Here is a 12,841-nt window from a genome sequence, read left to right on the forward strand (position 1 = left end):
GCTCTTTCCCACCCGCCGTGGGGGAGGGGCCGCTAGTCGTCCAGCAAGATCCGCGCGGCATTGCCTTTTTCATCGTCGTATTGGTCACTGCGCACGGTCCAGATAAAGGCGGCCAGACCCGCAGCCCCTAAAACGAGGGAGACGGGGATGAGAACGACAAGAACATTCATTGTGCTATCCTGATACGTTGAGCGTTGAGCAATACGGTAATCGAAGACGCCGACATTGCCAATGCGGCGGCCAGTGGGGTGGCGTAGCCTGCCAAAGCAATCGGAATCGCAATTGCGTTGTAGACCGCCGCAATCGCGAAATTCTGCGTCGACAGGTGCCGCGTCAGGCGGGCGATGCGCAACAGAAACGGCAGCTCGGCAAAGCTGTCCTTGAGGATCACCACATCCGACGCGCTGCGCGAGGCATCAAGCGCGGTTGCAGGCGCGATGGAGGCATGGGCCGCAGCAAGTGCCGCCGTATCGTTCAGCCCGTCACCGACCATCAAAACCAACGCGCCGTCCTCGGTGCGATCTTCCAAAAGACGCAGCTTTTCAGTCGGGCGCACGTCTGCTGTCACGGGCAGGCCCAAAGGCGCGGCAAAGCGCTGCGCGGGTGCGGGCGCGTCGCCTGTCACGATCTCGCAGGGCAGATCAAGGTTGTCGATGGCCTCGCGCACGCCGTCGCGCAGGGCTTCGCTGTTTTCAAAACGGCACGCAGGCCCGTCCGCGATTTGCAGCCCAAGGTCTGTGAACGGCGCACCGAGCCAGCCACCGCGCCCTAGCCGTACGGTTTGCCCGTTCCAGCGACCTGTGATGCCTTGGCCTGCGGTCTCTGAAATCCCGGTCACTTCGGCGGGGTGTACGTCTTTCAGCGCCGTGTCCAAAGCCCGCGACAACGGGTGCATGGATGCCTGAGCCAGCGCCTTGGCCACCTGCGCCTGCGCAGGCGTCAGCGTGTCGGGCAGGGCAACGGATGCGACGCTCAGCGTGCCGGTCTTGTCAAAGATCACCTGTGTGACCTCTGCCAGCCGCTCTAGTGCGGTGGCATGTTTCACCAGATAGCCCATCGCGAACAGGCGGCTGATCGCGGCAGTCGTCACCGCAGGCACGGCAAGCCCGAGGGCGCAGGGGCAGGTGATGATCAGCACTGCAATGGCCACGTTAACCGCATGGCGTATGTCACCTGTCGCAAAGACCCATCCCGCAAAGGCCAGCAGCGCAAGCAGATGCACGGCGGGCGCATAAATCTGTGCGGCGCGGTCGGCCAAGGCTGTATAGCTGTTGCGCCCGTTTTCGGCGGTCTCGATCATGGCTGCCATACGGCGCAGGGTTGTATCCTGTCCCACCACAGTGGCCCGCATCTTCACTGCTGCCGCGATGTTGATCTCGCCTGCCTGCACAGTTGCGTCTTGCGCCAGCTCGATCGCGGCGCTTTCCCCTGTCAGAAACGAGCGGTCCATCAGCGCGGTAGAGGACAAAAGCACACCGTCGACGGGAACCCTTGCACCTGTGGGGATCGACAGAATGTCACCAACGCTCAGCGCCGAGACGGCAACTGTTTCTTGTTCGCCGTCGGTGATACGTTGCGCGGTTTGCACCTCCAGTGCGGTCAGCTCTTTCGCGGCAGAGCGCGCGGCACTGCGCGTGCGGTGGTCCATATAGCGCCCGACCAACAGGAAGAATGTCAGCGATAGCGCGGCGTCGAAATAGGCATGTGCGCCGCTGTTCAAAGTCTCGAACAATGACATCCCCGCCGCCAGAATAATCGCCAGCGAAATCGGCACGTCCATGTTCAGACGGCGCTTGCGCAGGGCGCTCCATGCATTCTGGAAAAACGGCTGGGCGGAAAAGGCAATCACGGGCAGGGTGATCATCGCCGAGATCAGGTGGAAGAGGTCGCGGGTTGCGTCTGTTGCCCCCGACCAGATGGCCACGGACAACAGCATCACGTTCATCATCGCAAACCCTGCCACGGCCAACCGTGTCAGCAAGGCGCGGCCCGCATCATCGCCTGTGGCAGTCAGGGCATCAAGGTCGAGCGGGTAGGCCGTGAACCCCAAATCGTTCAGCGCGGCCAGAATCTCGGACGGCTCTATGGTGCCCGCAACCGTCAGACGCTTGAGCGACAGATTGACCCGCACGCCAGAAACACCGGGCAGGGGAGCGAGGCCGCGCTCGATCTTGCCGATGCAGGCGGCGCAATGAATTGTTGGCAGGGAGAACTGGAGGCTTTGCGACAGATCCACAGGCTCGGGCGTGGGGACGGCAACGCAGGCGGCGCAGGCGGCGGTCACGGGGCGACCTCGACGATCACCCGTTGCTGGAACAAGGTGCCATCGGCAGCCCGCAGTTTCAGCCGCAGGTTCCAGTTGCCCTCACCCGCGATGACCTGCGCCCGCAATGCCTGTCCGTCAAAGGTGAACTCGGGCGTCTCGTCGAACTGCACATTTGTGGCCCGCCCGAATGTGGCCTGTTCAACCACAGGCGCGACGGGGGTGCCGTCCTCCAGCACGATCAACGACAGGGTGTGGTCCGTCAGGGTCGCGGACACATCCCAGCCCAATGCAGTCTGGGCGGTGCGATTGGTGTCAAACGACTGGCTGGCAATGTAGGAATTGCGCACCTCAAGACCCGGAAAAGTGCGGACCGCCTGATAGGCGAGCGTGAGGTTCACGCCGATGATCACGGCAAAGGCCATGCAAAACCACATAAGAACGTGCCATCCTTTTATCTGTGTCATGGTTTTTCCCTTCCGTTGAAGATGGTTGACTGGTGGGCGGAATCGCCGCTTTCGCGGTCGGTGACCCAAAGGCGCAGCGGGGTGCTGGCGCTGGAGGCGGCGCTGTCTTGCGGGCGTGCCGTGACATAGACGCGTTGCAGGATTGTGGTGTCCGCGGGCACTTGCACAGCGACCGCTTGGCCTCTGCTTTCCAGCTCGATCCGCAATATCGCCTCGCTGGTGAGGTTCAGCGAAAAGGTGCGATCCTCGCCCAGTTTGTTGCGCAAACGCACGTCATAGATGTTGCGGATGGCACCGTCGGATTGCAGCACATAGGTCGGGTTGCGCACGGGGCTGACAGTCAGCTCGATGTCGCTGCGGATGAACAGGGCATAGACCAGTCCAATGCCAATGGCAGACCAAAGCGCAGTATAAAGCAAGGTGCGCGGCCGCAGGATGTGTTTCCACACGGGCTTGGGGGCGGCGCCTGCACGCTCGGCCGGTTCGTCCGACAGGGCAAAATAGTCGATCAACCCGCGGGGCTTGCCGATTTTGTCCATCACGTCGTCGCAGGCATCAATGCACAGCGCGCAGGTAATACACTCCATCTGTTGGCCGTCGCGGATGTCGATGCCCATCGGGCAGACATTGACGCAAGCCATGCAGTCTATGCAATCGCCTTCGGAGGCGTCCCGCTTTTTGCCACGCGGCTCGCCGCGCCAGTCGCGGTAGGCGACAGTGATCGTGTCAGGGTCCATCATCGCGGCCTGAATGCGCGGCCACGGGCACATATAGATGCATACCTGTTCGCGCATGAACCCGCCAAAGACAAAGGTGGTCAGCGACAGGATCGCGATGGTGATATAAGCAACGGGATGCGCGGTGAAGGTCAGAAGGCTGGCCAGCAAAGTGGGCGCATCGGCAAAGTAGAACACCCACGCGCCGCCCGTTGCCACAGCGATACAGAGCCAGACGATCCATTTGGTGATCCGCAAGCGCCATTTGCGGGCGGTCCATGCGCCTTTCCACAGGCGGACGCGGGCGTTTCGGTCGCCTTCAATCCAGCGCTCAACCAGAATGAACAAATCAGTCCAAACCGTTTGCGGGCAGGCATAGCCACACCAGACCCGCCCCAAGGCAGAGGTGAACAAGAACAGCCCAAGCCCCGCCATAATGAGCAATCCCGCCACGAAATAGAACTCGTGCGACCAGATTTCGATCCAGAAGAAATAGAAGCGGCGGTTGGCCATGTCGATCAACACGGCCTGATCAGGCAGGCTTGCGCCACGGTCCCAGCGGATCCACGGGGTCAGGTAGTAGATACCCAGCGTGACCGCCATGATCCACCATTTGAACGTGCGGAAGAAGCCCTTCACCTTGCGGGGAAAGATCGGTTCCTGAGGGGCATAAAGAGAGGGGACTGGACCGTCGGACATAGCTGTGATTCCTGTTTGCCGATCCAGAATATCGCAGGCCGCACCCGCGTACCTTGATCTGTATCAAGTCCTGCCCCCCGAAAAGACAGGTCTCTTCGGGGGGCAGGGGAACGGGGCCTCTGGTTAGGCCGGGGAAAGGTCAGAGGCCCTGTTTGATTTGGCGTTGATGGCTTATTCGCCACCGCCAAGCGCGTGCACATAGGCCGTGACCGCACGCACGTCTTCATCGCGCAGCCGCTGGCCCCACGCGGGCATAACGCCAAACCGTGAGTTGGTGATGGTCGCCGTCAGCGTGGCGCGATCGCCGCCATAGAGCCAGATTTCGTCAGCCAGATTGGGGGCGCCCATCTCCGCATCGCCCAGTCCTGTCTCACCGTGGCAGGCGGTGCAGTTATCCGCAAAAAGCTCGGCCCCTGTTTGCGCCAAAGGCCCCGCATTTTCAGGATGCGAAAGGGAGATGACGTATTCCACCACCGCCTCGATCTCTTCGGCTTCCAGCAGCTCGCCGAATGCGGGCATCTCGGACCAGCGGGCGTCCTCGTCCGTGTCGTTGCGCACGCCGTGGGCAACAGTCAGCATGATGTTCTCCATCGAGCCGCCCCAAAGCCAGTCGTTATCCAGCAAGTTGGGATAGCCAACGGCCCCCGCCGCACCAGAGCCGTGGCACTGCGAACACTGGGCGCGGAACACCGCGCCGCCACGGGCCACCGCATAGCGATTAAGTGCTTCATCTTGCGGCAAAGTCTCCATATCAGCGGCCAGCAGGTTGGTAACCAAATCGGCGTTCTTCGCGTCATGATCGGCGATGTCCTGCGCCACATTGGCCCGTGTGGACCAGCCCATCGTCCCCGACGTCGCGGACGAGATCATCGGCCATGCAGGGTAGGCGATGGTATAGCCGATGCCCCAGATGATCGTCAGATACAGCGTCCAAAGCCACCAGCGGGGCAGCGGGTTGTTCAGCTCTTCGATGCCATCCCAGCTGTGGCCAGTTGTCTCGACGCCGGTTTCGTCGTCAATCTTGCGGTCAGACATCGGTTGGTCCTTTCGCGTTTGCGGGGTCGGCTACGGGTTTATCATCGCGCAGCGGGATCATGCTGGCTTGGGTCCGTGCGTTGCTTTGGCTGGGCAAAAAGGCCCAGATGCCTGCACAGATGAAGAACACAAACATCGCAAGCAGCACCCAACTGTCTGCGAACTGTCGTAAAAGGCTGTAGGTTTCCATCGTGAAATCCTCTCTATCGGCTTGCGTCAGGGGTGAAGGTCGAGAAATCGACCATGGTGCCAAGCACCTGCAAATAAGCGATCAGCGCGTCCATCTCGGTCAGCTCGGGCTGGCCGTCAAAGTTGGACACAGCCGCACCCGGATACCGCTCGAGCATGGCATCCCAATCGGCGTCGGGATCGGCCTGCACGTTAAAGTCCGATCTGGCCTGTTCGATCTGCTCGTCCGTGTAGGGCACGCCGACAAAACGGTGCGTCGAGAGCAGCGCCTCGATGTGTTTGTCGTTGATCCGCGTGTCTGCAAGGAAGGCATATTTGGGCATGATGCTTTCTGGCACGACGGATTGCGGGTCACGCAAATGGTCCACATGCCAAGCGTCCGAATACCGCCCGCCCACACGCGCCACATCAGGGCCGGTGCGCTTGGAGCCCCACTGGAACGGGTGATCATACATGGATTCCGCCGCCAGTGAGTAATGCCCGTACCGCTCCACCTCGTCGCGCATGGGGCGGATCATCTGGCTGTGGCAGGTATAGCAGCCCTCGCGGATATAGATGTCGCGACCCGTCAGCTCCAGCGGCGAGTAGGGGCGCATGCCCTCTACCTCTTCGATGGTGTTTTCGAGCCAGAACAAAGGCGCGATTTCCACGATCCCGCCGATGGTGACGACCAACAAAGAGGCAGTCAAAAGCAGCGTCGGGCTTTTTTCAAGGATGGCGTGTTTGTCAAGAAAGGCCATTGTGGGCTCCTATTCTGCAGGGGTTGCGTGGGGCAAGGCGATGTCCGCGGGTTTGGCCCCGCGGATGGTCATGAACATGTTCCAGACCATGATCAAAGCACCGCCCAGAAACAGGATACCGCCCGTTCCGCGCACCACATACATGGGGTATTTGGCGGCCACGGTGTCGGCGAAGGAATTCACGAGGAAACCCTGATCATCGACTTCGCGCCACATCAGCGCTTCCATAATACCGGTGACCCACATGGAGGCGGCGTACAAAACGATGCCAAGGGTCGCGAGCCAGAAGTGCCAGTTGATCGCGGCCATCGAATGCATCTGCTTGCGGCCCCAAAGGCGTGGCGTCAGGAAGTAGATACAGGCAAATGTGATCATCCCGTTCCAACCCAATGCGCCGGAATGCACGTGGCCAATGGTCCAGTCGGTATAGTGGCTGAGAGAGTTCACAGCGCGGATCGACATCATCGGACCCTCAAAGGTGGACATGCCGTAAAAGCCCAGAGACAGCACGAACATCCGCAAGATCGGATCGGTGCGCAGCTTGTCCCATGCCCCTTGCAGGGTCATCAGGCCGTTGATCATGCCACCCCAGCTGGGCATCCACAGCACGATCGAGAACACCATCCCGAGTGTTGCAGCCCAGTCGGGCAGGGCGGTGTAGTGCAAATGGTGCGGTCCCGCCCAGATGTAGAGAAAGATCAGCGCCCAGAAGTGGATGATGGACAGTTTATAGCTGTAGACAGGGCGGTTCGCCTGTTTGGGCAAAAAGTAGTACATCATGCCAAGGAAACCCGCAGTCAGGAAGAAGCCAACGGCGTTGTGGCCGTACCACCACTGGGTCATCGCGTCCTGCACACCCGAAAAGACCTGCACGGATTTGCTGCCCCAGATGCTGACAGGCACCGACAGGTTGTTGACCACATGCAGCATGGCAACTGTGATGATAAAGGCCATGTAGAACCAGTTGGCGACATAGATGTGACGCTCTTTGCGGTTAAAGATCGTGCCCATGAAGACAACCAGATAGGTGACCCAAACGATGGTAAGCCAGATGTCGACGTACCATTCCGGCTCGGCGTATTCTTTGGACTGGGTGGCCCCCAGCAAATAGCCCGTGGCAGCCAGCACGATAAACAGCTGATAGCCCCAGAACACGAACCACGCCGTGTTGCCGCCCCACAGGCGCACCGCGCTGGTGCGTTGCACGACATAAAAAGACGTGGCGATCAGCGCGTTCCCGCCAAACGCAAAAATTACGGCGCTGGTATGCAGCGGCCGCAAACGCCCGAAGTTGGCATAAGGTTGCGCCCAGTCAAAGTTCAGCGAGGGAAAGGCCAGCTGAAAGGCGATGAACGTCCCGACCAGAAATCCCGCGATGCCCCAAAAGGCTGTCGCGATCACGCCAGCGCGGATCACACCATCTGCGTATGTGCTGTGCTGGACGACCGCTGGCTTGGGTTCATCGGTGTTGCGCAACACCCAGATAAACATGCCCGAAGCAATTGCCAGAATTAGAACGGCGTGTACCTGATACGCAATATCATGCGCCCAACTGCTGGCCACTGCCGAAAACAGCACCACCAGCGCTAAAAGAATGAGTTTCACATAGTCCATGACATGTCCCTGTTTCGCGTCGAGCCCCCAATTGGCGCTCCTGTTCATCGACAAGTCTTAGGAGCAGGTGAGGGGGGATTCTTTGATCTGGGTCAAATGCAGCGCAATAAACGCGCCGTTGGCTGGCTGCGTCTGCGCGGGCGTGCGGTCTTGATCTGGATCAAACGCAGCGCCTGCGCGAAATTGTCCTATGTCAAAGACGCCGCAGGATATTGGCTGCACCGTGCGGGTGTAACCCAGTATTTGAAAGGATGAGAAACATGACATACAGCGCCATCGCAACGGTCTTGCACCGTCCAGAGCAGTCGCCCGCCGCCCTTGAGGCCGCCATTTCATTCGCCCGCAAACACGACGCACATCTGCATGTGCTGTGCCTTGGCATCGACCAGACCGAAGCGGGGTATTATTACGCAGGGGCGCAGGCCTATGCCGTCCAGCAGAACTTTGAACACGCGCAACAACTGGCGCAAGAGGTCGAGGCCAGCGCCTTGGCCCGTTTGGAGGTTGAGGACATCAAATGGGACATACGGTCCATGACCGTGATGCCGGGTGGTCTGGCGGGTGTCTTCTCCAACACGATGCGGTTCTTCGATCTGATGTTCTTGCGCGCCCCCTATGCGGCCAAGCACAGCGATCTGGACCGCCAGATATTCGAGACCTCCCTGTTTAGCGCGGGCGCCCCCGTCATGATCGTGCCGGACGCCGCCAAAACCGATTGTTCGTTTGAACGTATCATGGTCGCGTGGGATGACGGGCAGCAGGCGTTGGCATCTGTCCGCGCAGCGCGGCCGCTGATTGTGCAGGCAGATATGGCCGAGATCGTCATTATTGATCCTGCCCCGCATGGCCCTGACCGCTCGGACCCGGGTGGGCGGGTGGCCACCTATCTGGCGCGCTCAGGGGCATCGGCGGATATTGCGATCATGGCGCGCAGCCTGCCGACTGTTTCCGCGCAGCTGCTACAAACGGCCACGGACCGGCAGATGGATTTGATTGTCATGGGGGCCTACGGCCATTCGCCCCTGCGCGAGGCGATACTCGGCGGCGCAACCCGCGATATGCTGCGTACAACGACCGTGCCGGTCCTCATGGCGCATTGACGTGCCTTAGGTGGTTCCCGTTTCACCGCGCAGCGCGGCCGCATCGGGAATCACCACTCCGCGGCGGCCATTCAGCACGATCAGCCCTGCCTTTTTCATTGCGGAGAATTGGCGGCTGACCGTCTCAATGGTTAGCCCCAGATAATCGGCCATCGCCTCACGGGTGAGAGGCAGCGCGATTTCTTTGCCGTCATCCTGCGCTCCCTCTACGGTGCTTTGGGTGCGCTTTTGGATCATCAGCAGAAAAGTCGCGATCTTCTCGCGTGCGGTTTTGCGCCCCAGCAGCAACATCCAGTCCCGCGCCGCATCCAGTTCATCCAGCGACATTTCAAGCATCCGCTGGGCAATATGAGGCGTGTCGCCCACCAGCTCCTCAAAGGCATCGCGGCGAAAGCAGCACAGCGTGACATCAGTTACTGCTGTCACATCATACACGGCTGTGTCGCGTCCTGGCCTGCCGATGAAATCGGATGGCAACAGCAGACCCGCCGTCTGCTTGCGCCCGTCTTCCATCAAAAGCTCGATTGTGGCTGTGCCGCTGACAACCGAGGCGACAAACGCCATATGGTCGCCGCTGAACATGATCGGCTGGCCCGCTTCAAAGGAGCGGTAGTATTTTATCGCCTCCAGTCGCGTGATTTCATGCGCGTCACAAGACGAGCAAACGGCGCGGTGCCGTATCGGGCATCCGCTACAATCGCGGCTTGGGCTGGCAGAGAGGTCCATTCGAAAAGTCCCGTATATATTCGGCGCTTCCAGCGCTAAATCACGCCTGTACAACAGGTTTATGGATACTGGCCCGCAAGAGCAAGCAAGGTCGCGGCCCAGCGCAGGGAATACACAGGCCTGCTTGCGCGCTCCGACCCGGTCGCATGATGCGGATACGCGTTGCAGGGGGGCACGCATGTTATTGTGCTATTGACCAAGGCCGATACAGATTTACCCAAGGACCAATACATAAAAAAAGCCCCCGCTGGTTTGCACCAACGGGGGCTTTTATTTCACTATCGCAAAGGCTTACTCGGCTGCGATGCCTTTGTTTGCTAGATCACGCAGCACGTAATGCAGAACGCCGCCGTGTTCGATGTATTCGATTTCGATCGCGGTATCGATACGGCATTTCAGCATGATGTTCTTCACAGAACCGTCTGCCATGGTGATCGTGCAAGGCACTTCTTGCAGGGGCTGGATTGTATCCAGACCGGAAATGCTCACCGTTTCTTCACCTGTCAGACCCAGCGATTTGCGGCTGTCGCCATTGGTGAATTCGAACGGGACAACACCCATGCCAACCAGGTTGGAACGGTGGATACGCTCGAACGATTCCGCGATGACGGCTTTGACGCCCAACAGGGCCGTGCCTTTGGCCGCCCAGTCACGCGACGAACCCGCGCCATACTGCTCACCCCCAAAGATAACCAGCGGTGTGCCAGCTTCCTGATGCGCCATTGCCGCGTCAAAGATCGAGGTCTGCGCGCCATCAGGCCCTTTGGTGTAGCCACCCTCGACGCCGTCCAGCATCTCGTTCTTGATGCGGATGTTGGCGAAGGTGCCGCGCATCATGACTTCGTGGTTGCCGCGACGCGAGCCGTAGGAGTTGAACTCACGCACGGGGACCTGACGCTCTACCAGATATTGACCCGCCGGCGTGGTTTCTTTGAACGAACCCGCGGGCGAGATGTGGTCGGTGGTGATCATATCTCCCAGGATCGCCAGCACTTTAGCGCCGTCGATGTTGGTGATCACGCCCGGCTCCGGCGACATGTTCTGGAAGTAGGGCGGGTTCTGAACGTAGGTAGAAGCAGGCGGCCAGTCATAGGTCTTGGCATCCGTGGTTTCCACGCCCTGCCACTTTTCATCACCCTTAAAGACATCCGCATATTTCGTTTGGAAAGCTTCGCGCGTCACGGTCTGTTCGACCAGCTCTGCCACTTCCTGCGTCGTGGGCCAGATGTCGCGCAGATAGACGTCATTGCCGTCCTTGTCCTGACCCAGTGGGCTATTGGCCAGATCGTGGTTCATGTCGCCGACAAGTGCATAGGCCACCACAAGAGGAGGCGATGCCAGATAGTTGGCGCGCACGTCGGGCGAAATGCGCCCTTCAAAGTTGCGGTTGCCCGACAGGATCGAGGTGCCGATCAGATCGTAGTCGTTAATTGCCTTGCTGATCGCAGGCTCCAGCGGACCGGAGTTGCCGATACATGTCGTACAGCCATAGCCAACCAGGTTAAAGCCGATGGCATCCAGATCTTCCTGCAGCTCTGCCGCCTCAAGATAGGCCGACACCACCTGCGAGCCAGGAGCCAGCGATGTCTTGACCCATGGCTTACGGGTCAAGCCGAGAGCCCGCGCCTTGCGCGCCACCAGACCGGCACCAATCATTACATAAGGGTTCGAAGTGTTGGTACAGGAGGTGATCGACGCGATCACAATAGAACCGTCATGCAGTTGATAGTGGCCGTCCTCGGTTTTCACGTAACCGCGCTTGTGGTTGCCTTCATCACCGGGGATATCCTGTGGCTCGGGCTGGCCGCCTTCACCTTCCCAACGCACCTCGGCATTGGCTGAGGCGTCTTTACCCTCGCGCACGCCTTTGACGTATTCTGCAAAGGCCGTGTGTGCAGAAGTCAGCGCGATATAATCCTGTGGCCGTTTGGGGCCGGAAATCGCAGGCACGATGGTGCTCATATCAAGGCTGAGCGTGTCGGTATAGATTGGCGCATAGTCCGCATCGCGCCACATGCCGTTTTCGCGTGCATAGGCTTCGACCAATGCAATGCGGTCTTCGTCACGGCCCGTGGTGCGCAGGTAGCGCAGGGTTTCATTGTCGATCGGGAAGAAGCCACAGGTCGCGCCGTATTCGGGCGCCATGTTGGCGATGGTGGCACGGTCGGCCAGCGGCAGCGTATCAAGGCCCGCGCCGTAGAATTCGACGAACTTGCTTACAACGCCTTTTTCGCGCAGCATTTCAACCACTTTCAGCACCAGATCGGTCCCTGTGGTGCCTTCCATCATCGCGCCTGTCAGCTCGAACCCGATAACTTCGGGGATCAGCATCGAGATAGGCTGACCCAGCATCGCGGCCTCGGCCTCGATCCCGCCAACGCCCCAGCCCAGAACGGCCATGCCGTTGACCATGGTGGTGTGGCTGTCGGTGCCGACCAGCGTGTCAGGGTATGCAACCTGTTCGCCGTTCTGGTCCGTATCGGTCCAGACGGTCTGCGCCAGATATTCCAGGTTCACCTGGTGGCAGATGCCCGTGCCGGGGGGAACCACGCGGAAGTTGTTAAACGCCTTCTGGCCCCATTTTAGGAATGTATACCGCTCCATGTTGCGCTCGTACTCGCGGTCGACGTTCATCTGGAACGCACGCGGGTTGCCGAATTCGTCAATCATGACCGAGTGGTCGATGACCAGATCGACAGGGTTGAGCGGGTTAATCTGCTCGGCGTCGCCGCCAAGGTTCACCAGCGCATCGCGCATCGCGGCAAGGTCGACCACGGCGGGAACGCCTGTGAAATCCTGCAACAGAACGCGGGCAGGGCGGTACGCGATTTCGCGCGGGTTGTTGCCGCCATTGGCACCCCATTCGGCGAATGCTTTGATGTCGTCGACGGTAACCGTTTTACCATCTTCAAAGCGTAGCATGTTTTCCAACACCACTTTGAGCGCGGCGGGCAGCTTTGAGAAATCACCCAAACCTGCGGCCTGCGCGGCGGGGATGGAGTAATAGGCAATGGATTGATCGCCCGCTGTGATCGTTTTGCGGGCTTTGGCAGTATCCTGACCGACGATGATTGTCATGCATGGCTCCAGTATGTGCAGTGGCTATGGTGTGGATTTGGCCTCGTAATGGCGCAATTCGTCGTGGTTTTCAACATCAAAGAAAGGCTTTGTATACCATTGTATGCAGTATTTTCGCGTTTTTGCGCAAACACACAGCCCACACGCGGCTCTCTCGAAACCTTGATTGGTTATTACAGCTGAACCACGGTAGTCAGGGGGCAGACATCGACGT

12 protein-coding genes are annotated in these 12,841 nt (G+C 59.6%); 2 read left to right on the forward strand and 10 right to left on the reverse strand.

The features are described 5' to 3' along the window. Positions 1–32: 32 nt before the first annotated feature. The 8 genes from ccoS to ccoN all read right to left on the reverse strand — a co-directional run bounded on the left by ccoS (position 33) and on the right by ccoN (position 7,723). Positions 33–170: a cbb3-type cytochrome oxidase assembly protein CcoS gene (gene ccoS, locus ABMC88_RS06770; protein ID WP_349576075.1), complete on the reverse strand. Its 138-nt coding sequence runs from the start codon at positions 168–170 to the stop codon at positions 33–35. Next, a complete protein-coding gene (locus ABMC88_RS06775; RefSeq protein WP_349576076.1) occupies positions 167–2,284 on the reverse strand; it encodes a heavy metal translocating P-type ATPase in 2,118 nt (705 codons plus the stop codon). Before ABMC88_RS06775 ends, ccoS begins: the two co-directional genes overlap by 4 nt. Then, entirely contained in the window at positions 2,281–2,730 is a 450-nt protein-coding gene (locus tag ABMC88_RS06780) for a FixH family protein (protein ID WP_349576077.1), read from the reverse strand. The genes ABMC88_RS06775 and ABMC88_RS06780 overlap by 4 nt, the downstream gene beginning before the upstream one ends. After that, positions 2,727–4,145, reverse strand: a complete 1,419-nt coding sequence (gene ccoG / locus ABMC88_RS06785) for a cytochrome c oxidase accessory protein CcoG (RefSeq protein WP_349576078.1) — start codon at positions 4,143–4,145, stop codon at positions 2,727–2,729. Before ccoG ends, ABMC88_RS06780 begins: the two co-directional genes overlap by 4 nt. A 171-nt stretch (positions 4,146–4,316) precedes the next feature. Further along, positions 4,317–5,180, reverse strand: coding sequence for a cytochrome-c oxidase, cbb3-type subunit III (gene ccoP / locus ABMC88_RS06790; protein WP_349576079.1), 864 nt, complete (start codon positions 5,178–5,180; stop codon positions 4,317–4,319). Next, a complete protein-coding gene (locus ABMC88_RS06795) occupies positions 5,173–5,370 on the reverse strand; it encodes a cbb3-type cytochrome c oxidase subunit 3 (RefSeq protein ID WP_349576080.1) in 198 nt (65 codons plus the stop codon). The genes ccoP and ABMC88_RS06795 overlap by 8 nt, the downstream gene beginning before the upstream one ends. A 13-nt stretch (positions 5,371–5,383) precedes the next feature. After that, positions 5,384–6,109, reverse strand: a complete 726-nt coding sequence (gene ccoO / locus ABMC88_RS06800; protein ID WP_349576081.1) for a cytochrome-c oxidase, cbb3-type subunit II — start codon at positions 6,107–6,109, stop codon at positions 5,384–5,386. A 9-nt stretch (positions 6,110–6,118) separates the two neighbouring features. Beyond that, complete coding sequence (ccoN, locus tag ABMC88_RS06805; protein WP_349576082.1) at positions 6,119–7,723, reverse strand: cytochrome-c oxidase, cbb3-type subunit I; 1,605 nt, start codon at positions 7,721–7,723, stop codon at positions 6,119–6,121. A gap of 96 nt (positions 7,724–7,819) precedes the next feature. Here ccoN and ABMC88_RS06810 point away from each other — a divergent pair, with 96 nt between their 5' ends. Then, positions 7,820–7,978 carry a hypothetical protein gene (locus ABMC88_RS06810; protein ID WP_349576083.1) on the forward strand — a complete coding sequence of 53 codons (159 nt, stop codon included), beginning with the start codon at positions 7,820–7,822 and terminating at the stop codon, positions 7,976–7,978. A gap of 5 nt (positions 7,979–7,983) precedes the next feature. Continuing rightward, positions 7,984–8,823 carry a universal stress protein gene (locus ABMC88_RS06815; protein ID WP_349576084.1) on the forward strand — a complete coding sequence of 280 codons (840 nt, stop codon included), beginning with the start codon at positions 7,984–7,986 and terminating at the stop codon, positions 8,821–8,823. Between the two features lie 6 nt (positions 8,824–8,829). Here ABMC88_RS06815 and fnrL read toward each other — a convergent pair whose 3' ends face one another. Both fnrL and acnA read right to left on the reverse strand, forming a co-directional pair. Next, positions 8,830–9,549: a transcriptional regulator FnrL gene (gene fnrL, locus ABMC88_RS06820; RefSeq protein ID WP_349576085.1), complete on the reverse strand. Its 720-nt coding sequence runs from the start codon at positions 9,547–9,549 to the stop codon at positions 8,830–8,832. 291 nt (positions 9,550–9,840) lie between these two features. Beyond that, positions 9,841–12,627 (reverse strand): aconitate hydratase AcnA, encoded by a 2,787-nt coding sequence (gene acnA / locus ABMC88_RS06825; protein WP_349576086.1) that lies wholly within the window; start codon positions 12,625–12,627, stop codon positions 9,841–9,843. Positions 12,628–12,841 lie beyond the last annotated feature (214 nt).

This window comes from Sulfitobacter aquimarinus (assembly GCF_040149565.1).
GTDB lineage: Bacteria > Pseudomonadota > Alphaproteobacteria > Rhodobacterales > Rhodobacteraceae > Sulfitobacter > Sulfitobacter aquimarinus.

What these genes read in the sequence shown, in the direction of transcription:
- ccoS (WP_349576075.1), bottom strand. Translation starts at nt 170, where the DNA reads ATGAATGTTCTTGTCGTTCTCATCCCCGTCTCCCTCGTTTTAGGGGCT.
- ccoN (WP_349576082.1), bottom strand. Translation starts at nt 7,723, where the DNA reads ATGGACTATGTGAAACTCATTCTTTTAGCGCTGGTGGTGCTGTTTTCG.
- acnA (WP_349576086.1), bottom strand. Translation starts at nt 12,627, where the DNA reads ATGACAATCATCGTCGGTCAGGATACTGCCAAAGCCCGCAAAACGATC.
- ccoO (WP_349576081.1), bottom strand. Translation starts at nt 6,109, where the DNA reads ATGGCCTTTCTTGACAAACACGCCATCCTTGAAAAAAGCCCGACGCTG.
- fnrL (WP_349576085.1), bottom strand. Translation starts at nt 9,549, where the DNA reads ATGGACCTCTCTGCCAGCCCAAGCCGCGATTGTAGCGGATGCCCGATA.
- ccoP (WP_349576079.1), bottom strand. Translation starts at nt 5,180, where the DNA reads ATGTCTGACCGCAAGATTGACGACGAAACCGGCGTCGAGACAACTGGC.
- ccoG (WP_349576078.1), bottom strand. Translation starts at nt 4,145, where the DNA reads ATGTCCGACGGTCCAGTCCCCTCTCTTTATGCCCCTCAGGAACCGATC.
- ABMC88_RS06810 (WP_349576083.1), top strand. Translation starts at nt 7,820, where the DNA reads ATGCAGCGCAATAAACGCGCCGTTGGCTGGCTGCGTCTGCGCGGGCGT.
- ABMC88_RS06795 (WP_349576080.1), bottom strand. Translation starts at nt 5,370, where the DNA reads ATGGAAACCTACAGCCTTTTACGACAGTTCGCAGACAGTTGGGTGCTG.
- ABMC88_RS06780 (WP_349576077.1), bottom strand. Translation starts at nt 2,730, where the DNA reads ATGACACAGATAAAAGGATGGCACGTTCTTATGTGGTTTTGCATGGCC.
- ABMC88_RS06815 (WP_349576084.1), top strand. Translation starts at nt 7,984, where the DNA reads ATGACATACAGCGCCATCGCAACGGTCTTGCACCGTCCAGAGCAGTCG.